Annotated in this window: 19 protein-coding genes and 1 pseudogene; 13 read left to right on the plus strand and 7 right to left on the minus strand. The window is 73.7% G+C overall.

Annotated elements, in window-relative coordinates; genetic code table 11:
- Positions 1 to 29 precede the first annotated feature (29 nt).
- Entirely contained in the window at positions 30 to 1,373 is a 1,344-nt protein-coding gene (locus ACGFRF_RS29110; RefSeq protein WP_393744896.1) for a cation:proton antiporter, read from the minus strand.
- 270 nt (positions 1,374 to 1,643) lie between these two features.
- On the opposite strand from ACGFRF_RS29110, the gene ACGFRF_RS29115 reads away from it, so the two are divergent.
- From ACGFRF_RS29115 to ACGFRF_RS29170, 12 genes are all read left to right on the plus strand, one after another.
- Entirely contained in the window at positions 1,644 to 2,726 is a 1,083-nt protein-coding gene (locus tag ACGFRF_RS29115; protein ID WP_393744898.1) for a hypothetical protein, read from the plus strand.
- Complete coding sequence (locus ACGFRF_RS29120; protein ID WP_393744899.1) at positions 2,723 to 3,823, plus strand: caspase family protein; 1,101 nt, start codon at positions 2,723 to 2,725, stop codon at positions 3,821 to 3,823. The genes ACGFRF_RS29115 and ACGFRF_RS29120 overlap by 4 nt, the downstream gene beginning before the upstream one ends.
- An 86-nt stretch (positions 3,824 to 3,909) precedes the next feature.
- Entirely contained in the window at positions 3,910 to 4,089 is a 180-nt protein-coding gene (locus ACGFRF_RS29125; protein WP_393744901.1) for a hypothetical protein, read from the plus strand.
- A 21-nt stretch (positions 4,090 to 4,110) separates the two neighbouring features.
- Positions 4,111 to 5,937 carry an HEXXH motif domain-containing protein gene (locus ACGFRF_RS29130; protein WP_393744903.1) on the plus strand — a complete coding sequence of 609 codons (1,827 nt, stop codon included), beginning with the start codon at positions 4,111 to 4,113 and terminating at the stop codon, positions 5,935 to 5,937.
- Between the two features lie 581 nt (positions 5,938 to 6,518).
- Positions 6,519 to 7,889, plus strand: a complete 1,371-nt coding sequence (locus ACGFRF_RS29135) for an ATP-binding protein (RefSeq protein WP_393744905.1) — start codon at positions 6,519 to 6,521, stop codon at positions 7,887 to 7,889.
- Positions 7,890 to 7,891: 2 nt separating this feature from the next.
- Entirely contained in the window at positions 7,892 to 8,314 is a 423-nt protein-coding gene (locus ACGFRF_RS29140) for a roadblock/LC7 domain-containing protein (protein WP_393744907.1), read from the plus strand.
- Entirely contained in the window at positions 8,311 to 8,664 is a 354-nt protein-coding gene (locus ACGFRF_RS29145) for a DUF742 domain-containing protein (RefSeq protein ID WP_393744909.1), read from the plus strand. The genes ACGFRF_RS29140 and ACGFRF_RS29145 overlap by 4 nt, the downstream gene beginning before the upstream one ends.
- Entirely contained in the window at positions 8,642 to 9,268 is a 627-nt protein-coding gene (locus ACGFRF_RS29150; RefSeq protein WP_393744911.1) for an ATP/GTP-binding protein, read from the plus strand. Before ACGFRF_RS29145 ends, ACGFRF_RS29150 begins: the two co-directional genes overlap by 23 nt.
- On the plus strand, positions 9,265 to 10,485 hold the full coding sequence (locus ACGFRF_RS29155; RefSeq protein WP_393744913.1) for a cytochrome P450: 1,221 nt from the start codon (positions 9,265 to 9,267) through the stop codon (positions 10,483 to 10,485). The genes ACGFRF_RS29150 and ACGFRF_RS29155 overlap by 4 nt, the downstream gene beginning before the upstream one ends.
- A gap of 12 nt (positions 10,486 to 10,497) precedes the next feature.
- Positions 10,498 to 11,724, plus strand: a complete 1,227-nt coding sequence (locus tag ACGFRF_RS29160; protein ID WP_393744915.1) for a cytochrome P450 — start codon at positions 10,498 to 10,500, stop codon at positions 11,722 to 11,724.
- An 802-nt stretch (positions 11,725 to 12,526) separates the two neighbouring features.
- Complete coding sequence (locus tag ACGFRF_RS29165; protein ID WP_393745126.1) at positions 12,527 to 12,847, plus strand: STAS domain-containing protein; 321 nt, start codon at positions 12,527 to 12,529, stop codon at positions 12,845 to 12,847.
- A complete protein-coding gene (locus ACGFRF_RS29170) occupies positions 12,844 to 13,788 on the plus strand; it encodes an anti-sigma factor RsbA family regulatory protein (protein WP_393744917.1) in 945 nt (314 codons plus the stop codon). Before ACGFRF_RS29165 ends, ACGFRF_RS29170 begins: the two co-directional genes overlap by 4 nt.
- Before the next feature lie 225 nt (positions 13,789 to 14,013).
- Here the strand turns inward: ACGFRF_RS29170 and ACGFRF_RS29175 are convergent, their stop codons facing one another.
- Positions 14,014 to 15,051, minus strand: a complete 1,038-nt coding sequence (locus ACGFRF_RS29175; protein ID WP_393744919.1) for a rod shape-determining protein — start codon at positions 15,049 to 15,051, stop codon at positions 14,014 to 14,016.
- A gap of 356 nt (positions 15,052 to 15,407) precedes the next feature.
- Positions 15,408 to 15,653 (minus strand): annotated as a pseudogene (locus tag ACGFRF_RS29180) (CU044_2847 family protein); the annotation flags it as partial.
- A 212-nt stretch (positions 15,654 to 15,865) separates the two neighbouring features.
- Between ACGFRF_RS29180 and ACGFRF_RS29185 the strand changes: the two are divergent.
- The gene (locus tag ACGFRF_RS29185; protein WP_393744921.1) at positions 15,866 to 19,489 is read left to right on the plus strand and encodes a S8 family serine peptidase; all 3,624 of its coding nucleotides are present in this window, start codon (positions 15,866 to 15,868) and stop codon (positions 19,487 to 19,489) included.
- A 1-nt stretch (position 19,490) separates the two neighbouring features.
- Here ACGFRF_RS29185 and ACGFRF_RS29190 read toward each other — a convergent pair whose 3' ends face one another.
- Genes ACGFRF_RS29190 through ACGFRF_RS29205 form a run of 4 tightly spaced genes read right to left on the minus strand, consistent with a single transcriptional unit; the run spans position 19,491 to position 24,233 of the window.
- On the minus strand, positions 19,491 to 21,089 hold the full coding sequence (locus tag ACGFRF_RS29190) for a carboxyl transferase domain-containing protein (protein ID WP_393744923.1): 1,599 nt from the start codon (positions 21,087 to 21,089) through the stop codon (positions 19,491 to 19,493).
- On the minus strand, positions 21,082 to 22,527 hold the full coding sequence (locus ACGFRF_RS29195) for an acyl-CoA synthetase (protein ID WP_393744925.1): 1,446 nt from the start codon (positions 22,525 to 22,527) through the stop codon (positions 21,082 to 21,084). Before ACGFRF_RS29195 ends, ACGFRF_RS29190 begins: the two co-directional genes overlap by 8 nt.
- 55 nt (positions 22,528 to 22,582) lie before the next feature.
- The gene (locus ACGFRF_RS29200) at positions 22,583 to 23,188 is read right to left on the minus strand and encodes an O-methyltransferase (protein ID WP_393744927.1); all 606 of its coding nucleotides are present in this window, start codon (positions 23,186 to 23,188) and stop codon (positions 22,583 to 22,585) included.
- A 10-nt stretch (positions 23,189 to 23,198) separates the two neighbouring features.
- The gene (locus ACGFRF_RS29205) at positions 23,199 to 24,233 is read right to left on the minus strand and encodes a MerR family transcriptional regulator (protein ID WP_393745128.1); all 1,035 of its coding nucleotides are present in this window, start codon (positions 24,231 to 24,233) and stop codon (positions 23,199 to 23,201) included.
- Positions 24,234 to 24,324 lie beyond the last annotated feature (91 nt).

Here is a 24,324-nt window from a genome sequence, read left to right on the forward strand (position 1 = left end):
GACCCGACCGGCTCGACACGACAGGGGGACTACGGCCGCGGCGCCGGTTCGGCGTCGGCGGCGGGGGACTGGCCCGGCTCCGGTCCGGGCCGGGTGCCCGGCGCCTTCTCGCCGCCTGGCTGGGCTCCGGTGGGTCCGGCCGGCGATGTGCCGGCCGGACGGCGGAGCAGCGCGAGCAGCGGGCCGGAGGCCGCGGTGGTGAGGAGCGCCATCACGACCAGCAGCGCGTAGAGCCGGGGGCCGATCACCCCGGCCTGCAAGCCGACGTCGAGGACGATGAGTTCGGTCAGCCCGCGGGTGTTGAGCAGCACGCCGATCACCAGCGAATCACGCCAGGGCATGCGGGCGACACGGGCCGACAGCGAGCCGGCGGCCACCTTGCCCACGATCGCGGCGGCGCATATCACCGTCAGCAGCAGCAGGTCGGACGCGCGCAGCCCACCGAGCTCGACCGCCGTACCGGAGATCGTGAAGAACACCGGCAGCAGCAGGCCGCCGGTCTCCTGGAGCGGGCGCAACAGCTGGTTGTCCGGGACGCCGTCGGGCTGGCGGGGCATGATGATCCCGGCCAGCAGCGCGCCGAAGATCACATGCAGCCCGAGCGCGCTGGTGACACCCGCCGATCCCAGCGCCACGGCGACGGCGATGGGGACATGATTGGTCATCAGGGCGCCGGGCCGGTACATCCACCACATCAGCAGCGGCCGTACGGCGAAGATCATCACCAGCACGTACACGGCCAGCAGGGCCACCCTGACGGTCCAGGTCTGCGCCGAGCCGTGCGCCCCGCCCACCAGGACCACGGCCAGCACCGGCCAGCTCAGCGCGTCGATGACACCGGCGGAGGCCATGGCGATCGTGCCCGGCCCGCTGCCGGCCAGTCCCTGGTCCCTGATGATGCTGGCCAGCACGGGGACCGCCGTGATGGACAGGGCGACGGCCATGTAGAGGGTGAAGGTGGCGTCGACCGGATGGCCGCCGTTGGCGGAAGAGAATCCTCCGGGGAAGAGCAGGACGACTCCGGCGCCCAGCAGCATGGGAATCGCGAATCCGCCCAGGGATACGGCGGTCACCGCGCCCCGACCACGCAGCAGACGCAGGTCCAGTTCATAGCCGACCGCGAAGAGAAAGAACACCAGCGCCACCTGCGCCAGGGCGGTCAGAATGGGCTGGATCTGCTCCGGGAAGAGCATTTCGTAAATGCGTCCCGGTGCCAGGCCCAGCAGACTGGGACCGAGTGCGATGCCCGCGAATAACTGCCCGATGACCGGCGGCTGACCGAGTCTGCGGGCCGCCGCGCCCAGGACGTACGAGGCCGTGATCACCACCGCGAGAGCCGCGGCGACATGGGTGACCATGGAGTCGGTGCTCACCGGCAGCCCCCTTCCGGCACGTGCCGCCCGCTGTGGCACAGTCTGTACGGAGTGTAGCCGGGTCTCGGGTGAACAGCCTATTGTTGAGTGCACTTGGTATATGCCGTCATGAGCGGGGGGTCAGCGGTGACGACGGTATTATTCGTACACGGCACCGGAGTGCGCGAGCCAGGATTGAGCGAAACTCTGGAACGCATACAAGAGGGCTTCCGGCCGTTACGGCCTGAAATCCGTATAACTTCCTGCTATTGGGGGGGAAACGCAGGATCGGTGCTTCATTCGAACGGTGTCTCCGTGCCGGGGTACGCGACCCGGCGTGGCATACCGGAAGCGGGCGCCCCCGAGACGGGGGACGACGACCCGGACACGGACATCGAGTTCTGGGGGCTTCTCTATCTCGACCCGCTGCTCGAACTGCGCCTGCTCACCGCGGAGAGCAGCACCCGGGCCGAACTGGCGCCGGGCGCCCGGCCGCCGGGCGAGGCCCTTTCCTCGGCGGCCCTGTCGCTCACCGGGGACGCCGGGCTGCGCCGGCTGCTGGAGGCCGCGGGGATCGGGGAGGACTTCCCGGCCGCCGTGGCCGCCGTACTCACCGCACCGGACGGCCGCCGCTTCCTGCGCGCCCCCGCGGCGCAGGCCGAGGCGGCCGCGCTGGCAAGGGCGTTCGTCGCCGAAGCGGTACGCAGGCGGGCCGGGCGGGAAGGACCGGCACCGGCCTTCGACGGCACCGCCCGCGACGAGGCGGTCGCCCGGATCGTCGCACTGCTCCCCGGGGATCCCGCCGGTGCGGACGAGCCCGGAGCGCACCGCGGCCCGGTGACCCGCCGGGTCAAGCGGCTGGCCGGACGACTGGCGCTGGGGCTGGCCTCCGCCCAGGCGGTGAAACGGCGTTCGGCGCTCACCGACGCGGCCCACCCGGCGGCCGGTGACGTGCTGCTCTACCTGGCCCGGGGCGCCGCGATCCGGGAGGCCGTCGCGGAAGCGGTACGGGCGGCCGAGCCGCCGGTCGTCCTGCTCGCGCACAGCCTCGGCGGCATCGCCTCGCTGGACCTGCTGGTGCTGCGCCCGCTGCCGCAGGTCACGCTGCTGGTGACCGTCGGCTCGCAGGCGCCGTTCCTGTACGAGCTGGGCGCACTGCCCAGCCTGGAGCACGGCAGCCCGCTGCCCGCGCACGTACCGCGCTGGCTGAACGTGTACGACCGTCGGGACCTGCTCAGTTATGTCGGCGCCGGGATCTTCCCCGGCCGGGTCCACGACATCGCCCTGGACAGCCGGCAGCCCTTCCCCCTCTCCCACAGCGCCTACTGGAGCAACCCGGAGCTGTACCGGATCCTCGCCGGGGAGTTGCCGTGACCGCCGCCCGCCCGGATCGTACGTACGCCGTCGTGGTCGGCGTGGAACGCTATGCCGCCGGCCGGTCCTGGGATCTGCCGGGCCCCGCGGCCGATGCCCGCCGCTTCACCGCCTGGCTGCGCGGGCGCGGAGTGCCCGCGGCCAACATCCACCTGCTGCTCGATGACTTGCCCGGAGCCGGCGGACCGGAGGTCGACGTCGTCGCGGGCGCCGCCGGGCGGGAGGCGGTGCAGGAGGTGCTGACCCGCCGGCTGCCCGCACTGGACGGCGACCTGCTCTGGGTGTTCTGGGGCGGCCACGGCGTCACCGACCCGCAGGGCCACCGCAGGCTCTTCTACGCCGACGCCGCCGCCGACGACCGGCGCAACCTGGACCTGGACGCCTGGCTGACCGCCTTCACCACCGATCTGCTGCCCGGCTTCCGGCGCCAGATCTGGCTCGTGGACTCCTGCCAGACCTTCGTCGAGGACCTCGGCTTCGCCCGCTCGCTGCCCGCAGAACTCCCGCCGGGCGGCGACCGGTTGCCGGGCCGGGAGCAGTTCGTCCTGCTGGCGTCCGGTCCGGGGCAGCGGGCGGTCAACGACCCCGCGCGGCAGACCGGGGCGTTCTCCCGGGCCGCGCTCGCCGCCCTGGCGGCCGCTGACGGCGCGAACTGGCCCCCCGACATGAGCGCGGTCGCACAGACGGTGATCGGGCAGTTCACCGAGGGAACCCAGCGGCCCACCTCGCTGTGGTACCGGTCCTGGGCCAGCGACGTCCGCCATCTGACCTTCCCCGCTGCCCGGCGCCGGGAGGAACCGGTGCCGGACGCGGCCCTGAGCGAGCTGATCAACCTCCTGGCGGGGTGGCCCGGCATGACGGACCGGGACCAGCGCCAGCTCGTGCTCGGCATGCTGCCCGCCGACCTGTCCGGTGCCATCCCCCGGCTCGGGGCGGCGCGGCTCGACATCATCAGCATCGTCCGTACCTGCCGCCGCCATCCGGGAGGACTGGCCGCCCTGGTCGAAGCGGTCGCCATGGTGGAGCCGGGCTCGCTGGAGCAGCGTGAGCTGAAGGACTGGGCCGCCCGCTGGCTGCCACCGGAACAGGGCGCCTGACCGGCTGATCACGGTCTTCCCGAACACTTCCGCCATGCGTCATCATGAAGTCATCGGGATGCAGGGCGTTCTCAGGGGGATGGCGCATGGATACGTCCGCGGAGTTCATGGGATCCGAACTGGTCGATCTCAGCGGCATCCCGCTTTCCGTCCTGCGGTCGCAGAAGCCGGACATCTACGCGCACTCACTGGAACGGCTGCTGCGGCAGGTCGAGCGGCCACGGGTCAACTTCGCCGGTGAGCCCACACCCGGACGGGCTGACTGACGGTCCCCGGGGAGGAGATCCGTGCAGACCGACGGACGTTCCGGACCCGCCCGTGCCGCGCACCATCTCATTCCCTCGGCGTACTTCCAGGACCTGGCCGCGGGCCGGGGCGGTCCCGAGACGATCCGTTTCCTGCGGACCACCGAGTACAGCAGGCGGCTGTTGCTGCTGCGGGTCCTGCTCGGCACCATCGCCGCGACTCCGGGCGCGCTGGGCCCGCTGCCCGGCGTGGACAGCGCGTGGGACACCCTCACGGCGGTCCAGGAACACGCTCCCGAGGACTTCCAGGAACTGCTGCTCAACCCGCAGATCGGCGTCTGGCTGGGGCACAGCCTGCGCCGGCTGTCCCGCACGGCCTGGGGTGACGGGCCGCTGTGGACGGACCTCGGCCATCTGTACGCGGTGTGCTCCGTCGCCGCGCTGCGAGCTGGCCTGCGGCTGCGCACCACCGTGCCGTTGCGTGACGGCGCCGCGATGTTCCCCACCCTCGGCCTGGCCCGCTTACCGGGCCGCCCGCACTGGGGGACGGCGGAGGTGGTGGTGGAGGCGGGCCGGCTGAGGGTCGATCCGTACGGCGCGTGCGTGGGCCCGCCCGAGCCGCCCGGGACCCCCGACGGCGACGCCCCGGGATGGCAGGGGCTGCGCCGGCTGCGGGCGGATGTGGCGGGGCGACCGGTGGACGTCTGGCTGGACGACATCGACCCCTACCGTGACCTCAGCGAACCACTTCCCCCGGAGCGGCTCGACAAGGACGAGACCGCCCGCTGGCAGGAGCGGTTCACCCGCGCGACGGCCCTGCTCACGCGCAGCGACCCGAGCATGGCCGCCGCCGTCGCGGAGGGACTGCGCACCATCACCGCGGTCCGACCGGCGAAGCCCGGGGTGGTCGTCAGCGCCTCCTCCGGCGACGCCTTCGGCGGCATGCTGGCGTCACTGCCGCCGGATCCGGTCACCTTGGCGGTCACCCTGGTCCATGAGTTCCAGCACACCAAACTCGGTGGCCTGCTCCATCTGCTGACGCTGGAACAGGACAGCGGAGCCGAACGGCACTACGCCCCCTGGCGGGACGACCCCCGTCCGCTGGGCGGACTGCTCCAAGGCGCGTACGCGTTCCTGGGCATCACCGACTTCTGGTGCCGGTACCTGGACGAGGCGCCGCGGGCCGAACGGCCACTGGCCGAGTTCGAGTTCGCCTTACGCAGGCGGCAGACCCAGGACGCCCTCCGTGTCCTCGACGCCGATCCCGGGCTGACCGCGCACGGGCGCCGCTTCCTGCGGGGCATGACGGCGCGGCTGCCCTCCTGGTGGGCGGACAACCGCATCCGGCCGGACATCGCCGCGCTCGCCGAATTCGCCGCCACCGACCACCGCACCGGCTGGCGGATCCGGCATCTGAGCCCCGCCCCGGACGACGTCCGCGCCCTGGCCAGGGCCTTCGTCGCCGGCGCCGCGGCCGACTGGCGGATCGCCGAGTCCTTTGTCGTCCCGGACCTCGCCGCGCCCTGGTCCCACGCCCGCACCGGCCTGATCCGGCAGCGTCTCGCCGGACCGGCCGACGGGACCTGGCCCGAGCCGTCCGACGCCGACCGTGCCCTCGTCGCGCGGGATCCCGCCGCCACGGACGCCTACGCCCGCCTCCTGGCCGACGATCCGGAAGCCCCCGAGCCCTGGACCGGCCTCGTCCTCGCCCTCGCCACCGGCGGCCCCGCCGCCGGCCCGCTGCTCCGGCGCCCCGAACTGCCCCGCGCGGTCCACCGCGAACTGCGCGTCACCGGCACGGCCGCCGACCCGCGGCACGTGGCCTGTTGGCTCGCGGCGGGCACGGCCTGGCCGAGCAGCGGGAACTGATCGTGCCTTCCCCGTCGCCGAGGCAGGCGACCGCCTACCTGACCTACTCGCCAACTACACTGCATATCTGGCTAGTTGGGGCACAGACCCAGGAACGGCCCGGCCGGGGCCCGCCCGGGCGGGCCCTCATCGATCTTTCACAGGGTTCCGTGTCCAGAGCGTCGAACACACTGCTGGTTTGCCGTTAAGCTCGGGCGAGACCGGAAACGGCCACCGGGCGTCGCGGACGTGACGCAGGACGACAGGACCGCGTACCCGGAGGACACTGTGCCCGCCGCCCTCCCTGCCTTAGCCGGCAGGCCCGTTCACCTCGGCCGCACCCGCGCCGTGGTGCCGACCGGCGGCGCGGTCGGCACACCCTGCGCCCCCGCCTCCCCCTTCATCACCGCCGGCCAGAGCCTCGCTGCGGCATTGTCCCGCAGGGCCGTCCGCGAGATCGCGGGCGCGCGAGGTTTCCGGCTTTTCGTCTGTCATGCCCGCATCCAGAACCATGCCGTCGTGGCAGCCGGTGGCACCACCTCGCCGGGTCGTGATGTCCAGCGCCGACCGGTTCGCGAGCCGGACACCTTGGAGAGGACTTGATGACCGATCTGATACTGGCCGTCAGTACCGTGGTCGCCGTGGCGGCCGCGGGGACCACCTGGCACTTCCACCGCGCGTACCGACGCGAGCGCAGCAGGGCCGACCAGTCCCAGGGCCGGGTGGAGCAGCTCACCCAGCAGCTGCGTGCCACCGAGTACGCCCTCGGCCAACTGGCCGCGGACATACCCGCGTTGGGCTCCGCCGCCGGGCCCGGCGAGCGTCACGCCGGCGAAGTGGCCGTGCCCCCGCCGCTGGCCCACACGGCCCTCGCCGACCGGCTCCGCGACCTGACCGGCCAGGTCACCGCCACCGTCACGCGGGTGCGGGAGACCACGCAGGCCTCGGCCGACCAGCACGTCGCCCGGATCCGGTCCGCGGCCGACCAGGAGATCGCGAAGGCACGCCGGGAGTCGCAGGAGGCCACCCGGGCGGCCGTGCGCAGCTTCGCCTCCAACGTGGTGGCCCGGGCGTCCAGGCTGAGCCGGGAGATCAGCCAGGGCGTGCGCTCCCACCAGGACGACGAGGCGTACGCGACCTTGGTGCACATCGACCACATCGCCCAGCAGATGCTGCTCACCGCGCAGGGCTACGCGGTGTTGGCCGGCGACAAGCTCTCCCGGCGCTGGCCCCGCACCTCCCTGACCGATGTGATCCGCGCGGCGATGGGCCGGATCGAGGGCTACCAGCGGGTGGAGCACCACGAGCTGGACACGGTCGCGGTGCAGAGCCGGGCGGTCGAAGCCGTCGTACACACGCTCGCGCTGCTGCTGGACAACGCGCTGCGGTACTCACCGCCGGCCGCGCGGGTGCACGTCTCCGTGGAGGAAGGCCATCACGCCTGCTTCCTGATCGTGGACGACGCCGGCCTGCGGATGGACGACGAGCGGCTGCTGTGGGCCAGCGACATCATGTCCGGCAAGCACCGCGACGACATCACACGACTCGGCGCCCACCCGCAGACGGGCCTGCGGGTCGCCTCGCTGCTCGCCGAGAACTACGGCTTCCGGGTCGAGCTGACCGCGCCGAACATCTACCAGGGCACCCGGGCCGTCCTGGTGCTGCCGAAGAACCTCCTGGTCTTCCCCGCCGCCGCGCCCGCGCCCGCCGCCGTCGCCGCGCCCGCGCGCGTCGCCGTGCCCGAGCCCGCCGCCTTGCCGGCCCCGCGGGAAGCCGCCGCCCCGACACCCGCAGCGACCACCGCGAGCGGCCTGACCGTCCGGCAACGCCCCGCCAGGGGACGCAGTACGCCCCCGTCACCGTCCGAGGCACCGGTCGTGCCGGGCCGGCCGAGCGTCGCCGCCGCCTGGGCGGCGGGCACCCGCCGGGGACGCCAGACCCAGGAAAACAACGGAACCACCGAAGGACACTGACCATGCGCGACACGCACAGCAACAGCCTGGGCTGGCTGCTCGACCAGGAACTCGGCACCGTCGAGGGCGTCGAGTACGCGGTGCTGATGAGCAGCGACGGCCTTCTGCAGGCCCGCACGCAGACGATCGGCCAGGAGGACGCGGAGAAACTCGCCGCCGTGACCGCGTCGCTGCGCGCCGCCGGCAAGGCGTGGGACGAGCACGTCGGCGGCAAGGGAATGTGCCAGCTGCTGATCGAGTCGCAGGGCCGCATCGGGCTGACGACCGCGGCGGCGAAGAACTCCATGCTCTCGGTGGTCACCACCGGCCCCGAGGCCGACGTCGGCCTGATCACCCACCACATGGTGCGGCTGGCGACCCGGCTCGGCCACGAGCTGGAAGTAGGGGACCGCCGCCCCGCCGCGGAAGGCGGCACCGCGACGTGACCGGTCCGCGGCACGACCCGGACCTGATCAGGCCCTACGTCCGCACCGGCGGACGCAACCGCCCCAGCCGGGATGTCCGCCTGGAGACAGTGCTCATCGCCGCGTCCGGCCCCACCGAGGTGCTGGGGCCGGACGCCCGCAAGGTGATGCGGCTGTTCGCCGGCGGGCGCGGCGGTCTGGCCGTGGCGGACATCGCCGCCGCCCTGGAACTGCCGCCCTCCACCGTGCGGATCCTCGTCTCCGCGCTGATGGACAGCGGCCATCTGGCCAGCCCGGCCCCCGTCCAGGAGGGCCGGCCCGGACTCGACCTGCTACAGGAGGTGCTGCGTGGACTCCGCGAACTGGTCTGACCAGCCCGCCCCCCACTATCTGGCCCCCGCCGTCACCCGGTCGGCGAAGATCGTCGTCGCCGGGGCATTCGGGGTCGGCAAGACCACCTTCGTCGGCAGCGTCTCCGAGGTGACACCGCTGCGCATGGAGGAGCCGATCACCGAGGCCAGCGTCGGCGTGGACGATCTGCGCGGCACGCCGCACAAGACGACCACGACGGTCGCCATGGACTTCGGCCGCATCCATCTGCTCGGCGACCGCCTGGTGCTCTACCTGTTCGGCACTCCGGGCCAGACCCGGTTCCGGCCCCTGTGGGAAGGGCTGACCGAAGGCGCGCTGGGCGCCCTGGTCCTGGTGGACACCCGGGACCTCGACGGCTGCCACGAGGTGCTGAGCCTGCTCGAGGAGCAGCGGACGCCGTACGCCGTCGTCATCAACGTCTTCCCCGACGCGCCCCGTTACCCCCTGCACGAGATCCGGCAGGCGCTCGCGCTGGATCCCGACACCCCGCTGACCGAATGCGACGCGCGTGACCGCCGGTCCTGCGTGTACGCGCTCATCACCCTCATCGAGTTCCTGACCTCCCGTCACACCTCTGCCTCTCTTGTGGAGCCCCGTTCATGACCACCCCCGGCCCCGGCACCGCAAGCCCCCCGACGCCCCGCATCGCGCTCTACGACGCCGAGTTCGCCGGCGATCCCCACGCGGCGTACGCGCGCATGCGCCGCCTCCACGGCGCGCTGGTCCCCGTGGATCTCGCCCCCGGTGTTCCCGCGACCCTGGTCATCGGCTTCCACCAGGCCCGGCGCATCCTCAACGACCCGCTGCACTTTCCCGCCGACCCGCGGATCTGGCAGCAGGCGATACCCGAGACCTGCCCGGTCCGGCCGATGATGGAGTGGCGCCCCAACGCGCTGCGCTCGGCGGGCGCCGAGCACACCCGCTACCGGGCGGCCAACACCGCGAGCCTCCAGGCGGTGGACCAGCACGAGCTGCGCGCCCTGGTGGAGAAGGTCGCCTCCGCGGCCATCGGCGACTTTCGCGCCCTGGGCCACGCCGACCTGCTCATCCAGTACTCCTGGCCCATCGCCTTCCGCGTCCTGAGCGCCCTGCTGGGCTGCCCGGACGAGATCGGCCGGCGCATCGCCGACGGCATGGCCAAGATCTTCGAGGCGGAGGCCGAGACGGCCGCCGAGGGCAACGAGATCCTCGGCCGGGCGGTGGCCGAACTCGTCGCCCTGCGGCGGCAGCAGCCCGGGGACGACGTCACCTCACGGCTGATCGCCCACGCCGCCCGCCTGGACGACATCGAGATGTCCCACCAGCTCGTCACGCTGTACGGCGCGGGCATCGAGCCGCTGACCAACCTGATCAGCAACACCGTGCTCCGGATCCTCACCGACGAGCAGTTCTCCGCGGGCCTGCACGCCGGCCAGCCCGTCCGGGACGCCCTCGACACCGTGCTGTACACCGACCCACCGCTGGCCAACTACTGCATCACCTACCCGCCCTACCCGATCGACATCGAGGGCGTGCTGCTCCCCGCCCACCAGCCCGTCGTCATCTCCATGGCCGCCTGCAACAACGATCCGGCCATCACCGGCGGGGCCGGCGCCGCCGAACTCAGCGGCAACCGCGCCCACCTGTCCTGGAGCATCGGCCCGCACACCTGCCCGGCCAGGACCCACGCCTACCTCATCGCCGAGACCGCCATCACCTGCCTCCTGGACGCGCTTCCCGAGATCGACCTGGCCTGCCCCGAGTCCGAACTGGCCTGGCGGCCCGGTCCGTTCCACCGCGCCCTGGACGCCCTGCCCGTCCGCTTCCCCGCTGTCGTCTGAAGGAGACCGGCCATGTCCCAGCACACCCCGCTCGTCCTCGACCCGACCGGCGCAGCCGCGCACCTGGAGCACCGGACCCTGCGCGACCGGGGCCCGGCCGCGCGCGTGGACATCCTCGGCGTCCAGGCCTGGGCCGTCACCGACCCCGCCCTGCTCAAGCAACTGCTGACCAGCCCCTCCGTGTCCAAGGACGCACGCGCGCACTGGCCGGAGTTCGAGCAGCGGGCCACCACCTGGCCGCTCGCCCTGTGGATCGCGGTGAAGAACATGTTCACCGCCTACGGCGCCGACCACCGCAGGCTGCGGCGGATGGTCGCCCCCGCCTTCAGCGCCCGTCGCATCGCCGAACTGCGCCCGGCCGTCGAGGCCATGGTCACCGAGCTGATCGACGCCCTCGCCGCGCGGCCCGCCGGGCAGGTCGTGGACCTGCGTGAGCACCTGGCCTACCCGCTGCCCATCACCGTGATCGGCCACCTGATGGGCGTACCGGAGGACCAGCGGGCCGATTTCCGGCAGCTCGTGGACGGTGTCTTCGACACCACGCTCACCCCGGAGCAGTCCCAGGCCAACACCCTGCGCCTCTACGGCGTCCTCGACGAACTGATCGCCACGAAGAGCGCCGCCCCCGGTGACGACATGACGTCCCTGCTCATCGCGGCCCGTGACGAGGAGTCGGACGGCACCGGCTTCACCGGCGAGGAACTCCGCGACACGCTCGTGCTGATGATCAGCGCGGGGTACGAGACCACCGTCAACGTCATCGACCAGGCCATCGTCGCCCTGCTGACCTCCCCCGACCAGCTCGACCTGGTCCGCACCGGCAAGGCCGGCTGGGACGACGTCGTGGAGGAGACCCTGCGACACGAACCCGCCGTCAAGCACCTGCCGCTGCGCTACGCCGTCACCGACATCGAACTGCCCGGCGGACAGACCATCGCCCAGGGCGAGGCCATCCTCGCCTCGTACGCCGCCGCCAACCGCCACCCGGACTGGCACGGCGACAGCGCCGACACCTTCGACATCACCCGCACCCCCAAGGAACACCTGGCCTTCGGCCACGGTGTGCACTTCTGCCTCGGCGCCCCCCTGGCCCGGCTGGAGGTCGCGGAGGCCCTCCGGCAGCTCTTCGGCCGCTTCCCCGAGCTGTCCCTCGCGGTTCCGGCCGGTGAACTGCGGCCGGTGGCCTCCCTGATCAGCAACGGTCACCAGGAACTCCCCGTCCGTCTGACCCCCGCGTAGGGCCGGCGAGCGGCAGGCCGGGACCGTACCGGGCCGGGAGACGGCGGCAGGGCTCGCCGTCTCCCGGCCAACGTCCGTGCTCGAACAATGAGTTGAACTCGTTCGTGCTTGAACGGGCCGTGTCCTGGGCACGCACCTCCTACCGGCGTCCACCGCCGGGCCGTACCGGCAGGAGGAGGGCGTCATGGACCGTCGGATCCGGGTGCGTGTCAGCCGGCGCCCAGCCGCCCCGCGCGGGCAGGAGATCGACCGCAGGACCCCCTCGGGACGCATCCTGCCGTACTGACCGCCGCTGCCGTGGTGCGCGTCAGGATGCCGCGGGCCCGGTCGATGACCGGGCGCGAGTCGATGGCGTGGCGGAGCCGTTCGATCTCCGGGCGCGACACCTCCCGTTGCCCGGCGCGCTCCCGGGACACCACGGAGGCGGTGCGGGTGGCGGAGGCGGCGGGCCGCGCGCAACGGGTCCAGGGTCCCGGCCGGAGTGCCCGCACGACCGAGGACCAGCTGGCCCCGGGCCCGCGGGAGGGACCGGTCCCCGTCCGCCCGGCCGTCCACGACCGGCGTGTCCGGCCGTCCGCCGTGCGGTGCGCGTGCCGCTGAGCCCATGTCTGCGTCCTGTCCGGTCCTCGGATCACCGCACTGTTCGCCCGCCCTTGCGTTCCGGAGTACATCCCGTTCCTCCCGGATCGCGTCCGGCGCGGGGGAGTCGAGGCGCATACTGGGCACTCGTGTTCCTGTGCAGCTGGGAGAAGGCGTGAGCGGACCTGAGCCGGTGCGGCCCCTACGGGCCGGTGCCGTGCCGATGCCCGCGGTGCCGCGGCTCGACGTGTACCCGCTGAGCGGGCGGACCGGTATCCGGGCGGCGGGCGAGGTGAGCCTGCCCACGCGCGGTATCTGGGAACGTGCGCTGGAGCGGGCCGTTCGCGAGGGCGAGGATGTGTACTACTTGGAACTTTCCGCGCTGACCTTCGTCGACGTCGCGGGCGCCGGCGCGCTCGCGGACGCCGCCCGGCGCCTCGGCGACCGGCGACGCCTGGTGCTGTACCGCCCGCCGCCGGGGCTGCCGCGCATACTGGAGATCCTGTGGCCCGGACTTCCGGCGATCGAGGTGTCGACGTCATGACCACGACAGCCGAGCCCTTCGTTCATCCGGCTCTCTTCTACGCGGACCCACAGGAGTACCTGGCCGGCACCGTCCCCTTCGTACGGGAGGGTCTCGCGGCCGGCGAACCCGTCGCGATCGCCGTCCCCGGAGAGAACCTGCGGCTCATCCAGGACGAGCTGGGCTCCGACGGCGACGCCGTACGGTTCCTGGACATGCGGGAGGCGGGACGCAACCCCGGCCGCATCATCCCCGGCGTGCTGCGCGCCTTCGCCGACGCGCAACCGCCCGGCCGCCGGGTGTGGATCATCGGCGAGCCGATCTGGGCGGGCCGCAGCCCGGCCGAGTACCCGGCCTGCGCCCAGCACGAGGCGCTGATCAACGCCGCGTTCCAGGGCCGCGAGGTCAGCATCCTGTGTCCGTACGACACCGCCCGGCTGGACGAGCGGGCGCTCGCCGACGCCCATGCCACCCACCCGGTCGTCATCCCGGCCGGCGCGGGCGCGGAGCGGCTCAGCGAGGCCTACGACCCCGACGGCGTGGTCGCCCGCTACAACGAGCCGCTGCCGCCCGCCCCCGACGCCCTTGTGGACGTCCTCTCCGTCACCTTCGACGAGGACGCGCTCTCCGTCGTGCGGCACCTGGCCACCGATCACGGCGCCCGGCTGGGTCTGGCCGGGCTGGCCCTGGAGAACCTGGCCCTGATCACCGCCGAGCTGACCACCAACAGCGTCCTCCACGGCGGCGGCACGGGCGCGCTCACGGTATGGCCCGAGGACGGGCACGTGCTGTGCGAGGTCCGCGACAAGGGCCGTCTCATCGACCCGCTCGCCGGCCGCCTGCCCGCCTCCCGCGACCAGCGCGGCGGACGCGGCCTGCTACTGGTCAACCTGCTGTCGGACCTCGTGCGGACGCACACCGGACCGGACGGGACGACGATCCGCTGCTACCTGGCGCGGTGAGGCGGCGCATGCCGCACCTCCCGCTCCCACCCGGCGCGGTACGGCCGGGCACCCCGTAGCGGTCGGGAGCGCGGGTGGTACGGGCCACCCGCGGCGGCGGCCCCGCGCGGCGGGCCACGTCGGGCAGGGCGCGCGACCTCCGCTCGCCGAGCCGCGCGGCGGTGCCCGCCACACGCCCGCGGCCCGCACGGACGCCGAGGACGGACGCGGCCCGACCGGTGCCGTTCAGGCGGCCAGGGGGTTCAGCGCCAGTGGCTGGATCCGGCCCTCCAACATGTCGCCCAGGCCCTGGGCCGCGCAGATGTCCGGCCGCTCGGCGATGTGCACCGGCATTCCGGTGGCCTGCCGCAGCATCTGGTCGAACCCGGGCAGCAGCGCGGAACCGCCCACCATCATCAGCCCGCGGTCGGCGAGGTCGGCCACCAGGTCGGGCGGGCAGTCGCGCAGCACCTTGCCGATCCCGTCCAGGACCGACGTCAGCGGGGTCTGGATGGCATTGCGTACGGCGGCGGTGTCGACCCGCACGCTGCGGGCGAGCCCCGTGGACACGTCCAGCCCGTGGATCTCGGTCGAGAGCGGCCCGTGCGGGGTGAGCCCGTTGCCGGAGAGGGCCAGCTGCAGCGGCCGTACCGACTGGCTGGGCAGCATCAGCTCGTGCTCGTGCCGCAGGAGCTGCACGATCGCGTGGTCCACGGCCTCACCGCCCACCGGCATCCGCTCGGCGGTGACGATGGACCCGAGCGAGAGCACCGCGACCTGGGTGGCCGCCGCCCCGCACACCATGATCATGGTGGCTTCGGGGCGCTCCACGGGCAGCCCGCAGCCCACCGCGGCCGCGATCAGCGTGTCCACCAGCTCGACCCTGCGCGCCCCGAGCCCGACCAGCGTCTCGATCGTCGCCCGCTGGGCCAGCGGATCGGCGTTGTGCGGGGTGCAGGCCGCCGCGCGCAACCGGGGCTTGCGGCGCAGGGCACGGCGCATCTTGTCGCCGAGCAGCTGCCGCAGCATGCGCTGGGCCATCTCGATGTCGACCACCGTGCCACCGGAGATGGGCCGTACGACCCTGATGTAGCTCGGCGTCCGCCCCGTCATCTTCTCCGCGAACTCGCCCACCGCGATGAGCGCGCCGGTACGGGTGTTGACGGCCGCCACCGAGGGCTGGTCGACGACGAGACCGGCGCCCTTCACATAGATCCGGGTGCGGGCCGCACCCAGGTCGACGGCGAAGTGGCAGCGGCGCAACTGCTCCAGACTGACGGTCACGGCGGAACCTCCCGAGTGCGCGGGGCCTTGGGCGCCCGGCCGGTCGGCGGGCCTCTTGCCCACATCCTGCGGGGCGCGCGGGGGCGGGCGCCTTCTGGAGGGGGCCGGGCGGGGCGCCGCTGAATGGGGGTTTTCCACCGCGGCTCACCGCGAGGTGCTGGACTGCGGCGCCGGTGCCGTGCTCGACAGGCGCGCACACCCGAACACGTCACAGGGCGCGCGCGGCGTCCAGGAGCGGCTGCAGCGTCCGGCTGTGCAGCACGGAGGCACCCGCGATCGTGAGGTCGGCACCGTCCAGCCAGATGTACCCGACTCCCGCGGGCCTGTTCAGCAGCTCGGCGAGCCGGTCGGCGGACCGCGGTCAGCTTCACACCGAATTCCAGCTCCACGGAGTCGGGGCGCAGACTGCCGTCGCGGAAGACGCGCAGCGCGGACTGGGCCGCCGAGCGGACGCCGTCCAGGGTGCCCTCGAGGGTGCGGGCGGCCTGGGCCGCCGGGCCGCCCTCGCCGCGGCCGACGAGCCGGGTGCCGCCCGCGCCGTCCGTGGCCTCCACCACGACCACGGCGCCGTCCTCCGTGGTGAACTCCATCAGTTTGTTCATGACGTCGTCCGCCCCCGTTCTCCTCGCCCACGACCAAGTCCTTTGTTACGGACGGCAAGCAGGCCTGTCCCCGCTTCCGCACCCGCGCCGCCCGGCCGTTGGCGGAAAGCCGCCAGGACACCTTTCCGCCACCCACGCCCAACCCCCCTGTCGCAGACGGCACATGACACTCGTCCCAGCACTCGACGCGCTCGACACGAGAAGAGGCGTGGATGACCAGAGGACCAGCCGGCCGCGGGGCGGCGCTGCTCGCGACGGGGCTTGTGATCGCCCTGTCACCGACGGCCCCCGCGGTTGCGCGGCAGCAGACGCCGCCCCCGCACATCACCCGGGGCACCACCGGCACCCCCACCACCGTCACCCTCGTCACCGGCGACAAGGTGACCGTCACCGAGCTCGGACAGGGCCGCAGGACGGTCACCGTGCAGCGACCCCGCGGGGCCGCCGGCGCCGTGCGGACGCAGCAGAGCAACGGCGACCTCACCGTCGTACCGGACGAGGCACTGCCGTACCTGCGGGCCGGAACCCTGGACCGGCGGCTGTTCGACATGAGCGGGCTGATCCGGCAGGGGCTCACCGACGCCCAGGCCGACACGCTGCCGCTGATCGTGGCCTACGGCAGGAACGCGCGGGCCGCCACCCCGGCCGGCGCCGAACGGACCCGCGGCCTGCCCAGCCTGCGCGGGGCGGCCGTGGCGGCGGACCGGGGGCGCGCCTTCTGGCGGTCCTTCACCCGGAGCTCCGGCATCGACAAGGTCTGGCTCGACGGGCGGGTGACGGCGGACCTGGCCGAGAGCAACGCCCAGATCGGTACGCCGACCGCCTGGGAGGCGGGGCTCACCGGCAAGGGCGTCACGGTCGCCGTCCTCGACACCGGCGCGGACCTGAGCCACCCCGACCTGCGGGGCCGGGTGAGCCGGACCCAGAGCTTCATCGACGGGCAGGAGGTCGCCGACCGCAACGGCCACGGCACCCACGTCACCTCCACGGTCGGCGGCAGCGGAGCCGCCTCCGACGGCAAGGAGAAGGGGGTGGCGCCGGACGCCACGCTCGCCGTCGGCAAGGTGCTCAGCGACCAGGGCTCGGGCAGCGAGTCCCAGATCATCGCCGGGATGGAGTGGGCGGCGCGGGACGTGCACGCCAGGATCGTCTCCATGAGCCTGGGCTCCACCGAACCCAGCGACGGCACCGACCCGATGGCCCAGGCGGTGAACACCCTCTCCCGGGAGACCGGCGCGCTGTTCGTCGTCGCCGCCGGAAACACCGGCGCCCCTTCTTCCATCGGCTCGCCCGGCGCCGCAGACCTGGCCCTCACCGTGGGCGCGGTGGACGCCGCCGACCAGGCGGCCTACTTCACCAGCGCCGGCCCCCGCTACGGCGACAACGCCCTCAAGCCCGACCTCTCGGCCCCCGGCGTCGACATCCTCGCCGCCCGCTCCCAGCTCGTCCCCGGCAGCGGTGCCTACACCTCCATGAGCGGTACCTCCATGGCGACCCCGCACGTCGCCGGCGTGGCGGCCCTGCTCGCCGAGGAACACCCCGACTGGACCGGCGCCCGGCTCAAGGACGCCCTCATGTCCACCTCCGGGCAACTGGACGCCCCCGCCTACACATCGGGCGCGGGACGGCTCAGCGTCCCGGACGCGGTGCACGCGCGGGTCACCGCCACCGGCAGCGCCGACCTCGGGTTCCACAGCTGGCCGTACGACGCGGACGAACCCGTCACCCGGACCCTCACCTACGCCAACTCCACCGACGAGCCGGTTGAGTTGGAGCTGTCCGTGCGGGGCGCCCCGGACGGCATCGCCACCCTCGCCGACACGTCCCTCACGGTCCCCGCCCACGGCACCGCCTCCACCACCGTCACCGGGGACGCGGCCAAGGCGCCGGCCGGCGCGACCAGCGGGCAGATCGTGGCCACCGACCCGGCCGGCGACACGGTCGCGCACACCGTGTTCGGGCTGGTCAAGGAGGACGAGCGGTACACGCTCACCGTGCACGTCAAGGACCGGTCCGGCGCGCCCGCCGCCGCCGACCTCGCCGTCCAGCGGCTCGCCGAGGGCGAGGACCCCCAGCCGGCCCGGGTGGGCGACTCCGGCACCCTCGAACTGCGCCTGAAGCCCGGCACCTACGCGCTCACCTCCTTCCTCGACGTGCGCGGCAGCCACGGCGCCGACTCCCTCGGCCTCGGCTTCCTCGCCGCCCCCGAGATCACCCTCGACCGGGACCAGGACGTCACCCTGGACGGCCGGACACTGCGCGAGGTCAGCGCGGTCACGGACCGGCGCACCGAGACCCACCAGCTGCTCATGGAGTACGACCGGAAGGCGAACGGCGCCGACCTGTTCGGCGCGGTGCAGGTGCCCCTCACCTACGACAGCGTCTTCGCCGCCCCCACCGGACAGGTCACGCACGGCGACTTCGAGTACCGGACCGTGTGGCGGCTGGCCAAGCCCATGCTGGAGGTCGAGGGCATCGGCGAGGCGACCGTCCAGGCGGGCGGCACCCTGATCGAGGGCCGCAGCCGCCTGCCGCTCGTGGACGTCGGTGACGGGCCCGTCACCGGGGTGTCCGGCAAGGCGGTGCTCGCCCGCCTCGCCGAAGGCGGCGACCCGGCCGCGCTCGCCCGGGCCGCCCAGGACGCGGGCGCCAGGGCACTGTTCGTCACGGACGACGAGCCCGGACGGCTGATGGCCTGGTGGGGCAAGGACGACAACGCCGACCGGCCCCTGCAGATCGCCACGGTGAACACGGCCGACGCGGCACGCCTGCGGGCGGCCGGCCGGGTCGACATGACCGGCACCGCCGACTCCCCGTACGTGTACGACCTCTCCGAGGGCCACCGGGGCGCGATCCCCGACCGGCGCCTCACCTTCGCCCCCTCGCGGCGCGAACTCGCTGCCGTGCATGTCAAGTTCCACGCCGCGCAGCCGCTGAACGGCGGCGAGTTCCGCTACTCGATCACCGATGCCTTCCCGGTCGGCCTCGGCTTCCAGGAGCGCGTCGACCTGCCCGCCGCGCGCACCGACTACGTCTCCACCGGCCCCGGCCAGCTGTGGCACGAGTCCGTCACGGCCGGCGACGGCGCGCTGGAGGAACGCAGCGGACTCGTCCGGTACGACGGAGGCACCCGGCCGGCGCTGAACTGGTTCCGGCCGGTGTGGCACCCGTGGCTGGGCACCGGGCTCGGCTGGGGCCAGCAACGCGCCGGGAACCAGATTCAGTTGAACACCCCCGGCTGGGGCGACTCCGGGCCCGACCACACCGGCTTCGGCGACGTGTGGAGCGAGGACAGCGGGATGAGCCAGACCACCGCCGTCCACCTGGACGGCACGCTGGTCGACAAAAGCACCGGCTCCGCCGCCTATGTGTGGGACGCGCCCGCCGACGAGCACACCTACCAGGTCGTCACCGACACCGCCCTCGACGCCGGCCGCTGGAAGCTCGCCACCCGGGGCCACACCGAGTGGACCTTCCGCTCGGCGGCCACCCCCGAGGACCACTGGACCTACCTGCCGCTGATCAACCTCGCCTACGACGTCGGCACCGACCTCGCCGGCGCGGTGCGCGGCGGACAGCGGGTCCCGGTCACGCTCGGCGCCGCGTACGTGGCCCACGCGGCGGGCACCGGCACCCTCGGCGGCGGCCGGCTCGAGGTGTCGTACGACGACGGCGCCACCTGGCGGCCCGTCCCGCTGAAGGGCCGGAACGCCTCCTGGCGCGGCACGCTGACCGTGCCGCGCACCGCCGCCCACGTCGCGCTGCGGGCCTCGGCCCACGACGACAAGGGCGGCTCGGTGACCCAGGAGATCATCCGGGCGGTGGCGGTGAGGTGACCTACGGCTGGGGGCGGTCCGCGTGGCCCACGATGCCCCGGACCACCCCCAGCTCCACCAGGTCCTGCGGCCGGATCCGCAGCTGCCCGGCGGTCGCCTCCACCTCGTCCGGCGGGCGTTTGAGGATGGCCGCCGCGAGTTCCGGGGCGATCACCGAGAAGTAACTGTCCGGCGTGGCCCAGGTGTTGCCGGGCGCGGCCAGCGCGAGCGCCCCGCCGGAGCCGCCCTCGCCGACGACGAGCGTGGTGACCGGGACGCGGGCGGCGGCCACCGCCCCGAACACCTCCGCGATCGCCGCGCCGGCGCCCTGCCGCTCCGCCTCCGCGTCGTTCGCGGCACCCGGGGTGTCCACCACCGTCAGCACCGGGACGCCGAGCCGGTCCGCCAGCCGGATGAGCCGGGCCGCGGTGCGGTACCCCGCGGGCCGGGTCGCCGTACCGGTCTGCGCCGCGTAGGCCACGGTACGGCCGTCCCGCTCACCGAACCCGCACAGCATGCCGTCGGGGTCGGCACCGCCGCACCGGTCACCGCTGAGGGCGACGCGGTAGGTGAAGTAGGCGTCCAGGTAGGCCTGGGCACGGGGCCGTTCCGGGGACCGCGCACGCCGGACGGCATCCCATCCGGTGACGGGCAGAACGGCGCTGCCGAGGGCGGCCGGAACGGGAGCGGCCGCCACCTGCCGCCCACGCCCACCGGACACCACGGCCTCTTCCTCACCCTGGGGGAGGTCGGCGGGGTGTGTGGGGGCCGTCGGTTCTTCCGCGTCCGTGGGAAGTCCGGCCGAGCGTGTGGTGGTCGTCGGATCTTGCGCGTTCTCCGGAACGCCGGCCGGCCGCGTGGTGGGCTGCGCGGTGTCGGGAGTGGTGCCGGGACGTGTGGGTATCGGTGGTGTGCCGGAGGCACTGCCGGGGCGCACGGACGTCCCGCGGGACAGCAGCCGTAGCCACGACCCCAGCACCCCCTTCAGCTCCGCCGGGGTCACCACCGCGTCCACCGATCCCGCCGCCAGCTGGGCCTCCGCCGTGTACGCGGCCGGGTCGGCGTCCGGTGGGCGGACCCGGGAGCCGGCGAAGCCCACCTGGGCGCCCGGCAGGGCCAGGACGACGTCCGCGCCCGCGCCGAGCGTGGCCCAGCCGCCACCGGTCGTCGGGTCCCGCACCACCGCGATCTGCGGCAGACCCGCCTCCCGGGTGAGCGCCGACTGGCGGGCCACGCGCTGGAGCTGGGTCAGCGCGAGCATGCCCTCCTGCATCCGGCTGCCCCCGGTCGCGATCAACGGCACGACCGGCAGCCGGTGTTCCCGGGCGTACGTGTACGCCGCCACCAGCCGGTCACCGGTGCGCTCGCCCAGCGAGCCGCCCAGGAAGCCGAACTCGAAGGCGGTCAGCACGGCGCGGGTGCCGTCGACGCACGCGGTGCCGCAGACGACCGACTCCTCCTCGCCGGTGCGCTCGGCGGCACGGGCGCGCGAGGCGTCGTACCCCTGCCAGCCGAGGGGCCCGTCCGGCGTCGGCTCCCGCGGCGCGCACGGAATCTCCGTGAAGGTCCCGGTGTCCGACAGGAGCGCCAGGACCGCCCGCGCGGAGCGTCGTTCAGACATCGGCGAGGGCCCGCTTCATGATCTTCCCCATGTCGTTGCGGGGCAGCGCGTCCAGGTAGCGCACGACCCGCGGCCGCTTGTGCGGGGCCAGCCGCCGCGCCACATGGTCCGCCAACTCCTCCGCGGCGGGCGGTGCCTGCGTGTCCGCCGGCACGATCCAGGCCACGATCCGCTCGCCCAGGTCCTCGTCCGGCTCCCCGGTGACCGCCGCCTCGCGCACCCCCGGGTGCTCCAGCAGCGCGTTCTCGATCTCACCCGCCCCGATCTTGTATCCGCCGCTCTTGATCAGGTCGGTGGCCTTGCGCCCGACGATACGGACGTACCCGTCGGGCTCGCGCACCGCCATGTCCCCGGTGCGGAACCAGCCGTCCTCGGTGAACGCGGCGGCCGTGGCGTCGGGCCGGTTCAGGTACTCGGAGAACAGGTTCGGGCCGCGCACCTGGATCTCGCCGACGCTCTCCCCGTCGTACCCGGCGATCTTGGTGCCGTCCTCCTCCACCAGCCGCAGTTCCACGCCCGGCAGCGGCACCCCGACCGTGCCGGCCCGGGCCTCCCCGTCGGCCCGCACACTGGTGTTCATCAGCGTCTCGGTCATGCCGTACCGCTCGATCACCCGTCGCCCGGTCGCGGCCAGGATCCGCTCGTGGTCGTGCACGGGCAGCGCGGCCGAGCCCGAGACCAGCAGCCGGGCCCGGCCGAGTGCCTCGGCCAGCTCCGGGTTCCCCGGCAGCGCCTCGGCGATGCGGTGATACATCGTCGGCACTCCGAACAGCATCGTCGCGCCGCCGTTCAGCTCCCGTGCCACACCCTCGGGGCTGAACCGCCCCAGGTGCCGCAGGGAGCCGCCGCGCCGCAGCGGGCCGAGGGTGCCCAGGACGAGACCGTGCACATGGAACAGCGGCAGCCCGTGCACCAGCACGTCCTCCCCGGTCCACTGCCAGGCGTCGGCGAGGGCGTCCAGGGTCGTGGCGAGCGCCCTGCGCGGGAGCACCGCGCCCTTGGGCGGTCCGGTGGTGCCGGAGGTGTAGACGATCAGCGCCGGGTCGCCGTCCGAGGACCGCTCCTCGGGGAGGGTGCCGGTGGCGGAGGCGTCCACGTCCAGCCGCTCCAACCCGTCGAAGACGGGCGGCAGTTCGGTGCCGGGGGCGGCGAGGACCAGGGACGGCGCACTGTCGGAGAGGATGTGTGCCAGTTCCTTCTCGCCCGACTTGGGGTTCAGCGGCACCGCGGCCACCCCGGCGAGCAGCGCGCCCGTCACGGCGACGGCGGTCTCCAGCTCCGGGGTGGCCCACACCGCGACCCGGCCGGCACCCCGCAGCCGCGCGGCCAGCGCACCGGCGGCCCCCGCGAGGGCGCCGTACGTCGACGACCGTTCACCGAACCGCAGGGCGATCCGTTCGCCCGGACCGTCCGCCAGGGCGGGAAAGAGGGAGGACACGTGGCGCACTCCTTACTGCCGACACGGTCGGCTGTCGGGGACGACAGCACCCTTCCTACACCAGGAGCCTGGTACCGACGACTGTGCTCAGGTCGGGGGCGAGCCGCAGCTCGGTCGCCCGCAGCGCGGGATGCTCCAGCCAGTGCAGCCGGGCCCGGTCGACCTCGCCCTCGTGCAGCGGCGGCCATCCGGTCGCCGGGGTGAAGTCGTCCACGACGACCGTCCCGCCCGGCACGAGCAGCCGCTCGACGTCGGCGGGCGGGTCCCCGGGCGCCTTGCCCTGCCCGCCCCCGTCGAGGACGAGCAGGTCGAAGGGCGCGTACTCCTCGATCCGCCGCCAGTCGCCGGTCAGCACGCTGACGTCGGGCCGGTCGGCGAAGACCCCGGCGGCCACCCGCGCCCGCCCCGGATCCCGCTCCACACTGCACAACCGCACGCCCGGGCCCGCCCCCGACACCAGCCAGGCGAGCCCCACCCCGAAACCGGTCCCGGTCTCCCCCACCCGGAGCCGGGCCCCGCCCGCCAACGCGTGCAGCAGGCGCCCCTGTTCGGGGCGGCAGGAGTGGGGGAAGCCGGCGGTGCGGGCGGCGGCCAGGGCGTCCCGTACCAGGGGCGGGAGCCCGTCGTCCGCGGTGTACGCGCCGGTGCCGTGAGTCGCCATGCGGTCCCTTCTATCCGACGGCGGACACGGGTGGCCGGGTGGGCAGGACGACGTCGGCGACGACACAGCTCACGTTGTCGGGGCCGCCCACCGCGTTCGCCGCGTCGACCAGGACCCGGACCGCGCCCTCGGGGCCCGGCTGCCCGGCCAGCAGCTCGCGGATCCGCTCGTCGTCCACGACCTCGGTGAGACCGTCGGAACACAGCAGGTACCGGTCCCCCTCCCGGGCCTCCTGCAGCCGCAGATCCGGCACCGGGTCCATTCCCCCGGTCAGCGCCTTGAGCAGCAGGAGCGACCGCATGTCCACCCGGTGATCCTGGGTGATCCGGGACAGCTGCCCGTCCCGCAGCAGATACGCCCGCGAGTCCCCGATGTGGACCAGGGCCAGCTGCGACCCCGTCCACAGCAGCGCCGTCAGCGTGGTGCCGTCCTCCTGGCGGCCGCCCGCCAGATCCTGTACGGCGTGACCCGCGGAGCGCACCGCGTCCTCCAGCAGGTGCAGCACGCCGCCCTCGGCGAGTTCCTCGCTCTCGTCCAGGTACCGCAGCGCCTCCACGGCGGCGCTGCTCGCGGGCGCCCCCGCGGGCCCGAAGCCGTCGGCCACGGCGAGCAGCCGGCGGCCCGCGTACACCGTGTCCTGGTTGACCGGGCGGACCTGCCCCCGGTCGGAGTGGGCGAAGTGACGCAGTTCCAGCATGGTGGGTTCCCCTCTCGACTCTCCGGTCAGCTGGTCGACGAGGAACGCGGCCAGGTCCCGCCGTACGGCGGTCTCCGCCTCGACGCGCGCCCAGTACGCCCGGATCGCCCGCGCGGCGTCCGCCGCGTCCAGGGCACACACCGCACGGATCTGCGCGAGCGGCATGCCCAGCCGCCGCAGCCAGGCCACGAGCCGGGCCTGCCGCAGCTGCGTGCGGGCGTAGTACCGGTAGCCGGTGCCGGGGTCGACCCGGGCGGGCCGCAGCAGCTCCAGCTCGTCGTACAGCCTCAGCGCCTTCGGGGACAGCCGGCTGGCCTTGGCGAAGGCCCCGATCGTCAGGAACTCGATGTGCATCGCCCGCTCCTCCTCGTCCGCCACCGATGCTGGGGCTTCACCGAAGGTGAAGGTCAAATGCCCTGTCCCGGTTCCCGCGCCGATT

This window comes from Streptomyces sp. NPDC048521 (genome assembly GCF_043199855.1).
In the GTDB taxonomy this organism is placed as follows: domain Bacteria; phylum Actinomycetota; class Actinomycetes; order Streptomycetales; family Streptomycetaceae; genus Streptomyces.

Bases quoted from the DNA above. Each gene is read 5' to 3' on its own strand.
- ACGFRF_RS29125 (WP_393744901.1), top strand. From the start codon at position 3,910: ATGGATACGTCCGCGGAGTTCATGGGATCCGAACTGGTCGATCTCAGC.
- ACGFRF_RS29135 (WP_393744905.1), top strand. From the start codon at position 6,519: ATGACCGATCTGATACTGGCCGTCAGTACCGTGGTCGCCGTGGCGGCC.
- ACGFRF_RS29140 (WP_393744907.1), top strand. From the start codon at position 7,892: ATGCGCGACACGCACAGCAACAGCCTGGGCTGGCTGCTCGACCAGGAA.
- ACGFRF_RS29155 (WP_393744913.1), top strand. From the start codon at position 9,265: ATGACCACCCCCGGCCCCGGCACCGCAAGCCCCCCGACGCCCCGCATC.
- ACGFRF_RS29160 (WP_393744915.1), top strand. From the start codon at position 10,498: ATGTCCCAGCACACCCCGCTCGTCCTCGACCCGACCGGCGCAGCCGCG.
- ACGFRF_RS29165 (WP_393745126.1), top strand. From the start codon at position 12,527: ATGCCCGCGGTGCCGCGGCTCGACGTGTACCCGCTGAGCGGGCGGACC.
- ACGFRF_RS29170 (WP_393744917.1), top strand. From the start codon at position 12,844: ATGACCACGACAGCCGAGCCCTTCGTTCATCCGGCTCTCTTCTACGCG.
- ACGFRF_RS29185 (WP_393744921.1), top strand. From the start codon at position 15,866: ATGACCAGAGGACCAGCCGGCCGCGGGGCGGCGCTGCTCGCGACGGGG.
- ACGFRF_RS29190 (WP_393744923.1), bottom strand. From the start codon at position 21,089: ATGTCTGAACGACGCTCCGCGCGGGCGGTCCTGGCGCTCCTGTCGGAC.
- ACGFRF_RS29200 (WP_393744927.1), bottom strand. From the start codon at position 23,188: ATGGCGACTCACGGCACCGGCGCGTACACCGCGGACGACGGGCTCCCG.